Genomic DNA, 944 nt, shown 5'->3' on the forward strand with positions numbered 1-944 from the left:
ACGGTCACCGCGAGCGACGAAGGGTGCGCGGCGTGTTCGAATTCGTGTCGGCGGGTCAGTCCGCCACGAGCACGGCTTCCAGGGTGCGGGGCCCGTGGGCACCTTCCACCCGGTCCAGCTCGATGTCGCTCGTCGCCGACGGGCCCGAGATCCAGGTCAACGGGCGGGCCGGGTCGAGGCGTTCGAGGGCCTGGGGCACCGAGTCCACGACCTGGGCCGGGACGCGGATCACACAGATGTGGTGGTCGGGGACGAGGGAGACGCGGCGGCGGCCCTGGTCGGTGTCGGCGTCCAAGACGATGGTGCCGGTCTCGGCGATGGCCACCGCGCAGGCGGTGACCACACTGGACACTGCGGGTGCCGATAAATCATCCGCGCAGCTCAGGCGGCGTGCTGGTACTGGTGGAGCGTTCCGCCGAGCCGGTCTCGTCTGTGGACTTCCAGGTGGGTGAGCTGGGCTTGTTGGGTGAGGGGTGTGGGTAGCGGGCGGCATGGGGCGCCTTGTTCCAGGGCTCTGTGCGGGCGGTGCTCGTTGTAGAAGAATTCGTACTCGCGCAGGGCGTGGAGGAGGTGGCTCTGGTTCCAGATCAGGGTCCGGTCAAGGAGTTCCCTGCGGCAGGTCTGTATCCAGCGCTCCATGACCGAGTTCATCCGTGGTATCCGCATGCCGGTGGTGACGACCTTGAGACCGGCATCGGTCATCAGGGCATCGAAGGCGGCTGTGAACTTGGAATCGCGGTCGCGGATGAGGAACTTCGCCTTGCTGTCCGCGTCCTCGAGGTCCATGAGGAGATTGCGTCCGAGCTGCACGATCCACTCCGCAGTGGGGTGTGCCGTGGCGCCGAGGACCCGGATGCGGCGGGTGGCGTGCTCGATGACAGCAAAGACGTACAGGCGCGCCCCCGTCAGCGTGCGGACTTCGAAAAGATCGCAGGTGAGAAGGG

The 944-nt window shown here is 67.1% G+C and carries 1 protein-coding gene and 1 pseudogene; both read right to left on the reverse strand.

Translation table 11 applies throughout. The features are described from left to right. Positions 1-55 precede the first annotated feature (55 nt). Positions 56-355 (reverse strand): annotated as a pseudogene (locus tag ASC60_RS42505) (lactate utilization protein C); the annotation flags it as partial. 26 nt (positions 356-381) lie between these two features. After that, positions 382-944 (reverse strand): integrase core domain-containing protein (locus ASC60_RS42510; RefSeq protein ID WP_159043181.1); only part of this gene is annotated, 563 nt, incomplete at its 5' end.

It is taken from the genome of Streptomyces sp. NBRC 110028, from assembly GCF_001417735.1.
In the GTDB taxonomy this organism is placed as follows: domain Bacteria; phylum Actinomycetota; class Actinomycetes; order Streptomycetales; family Streptomycetaceae; genus Streptomyces.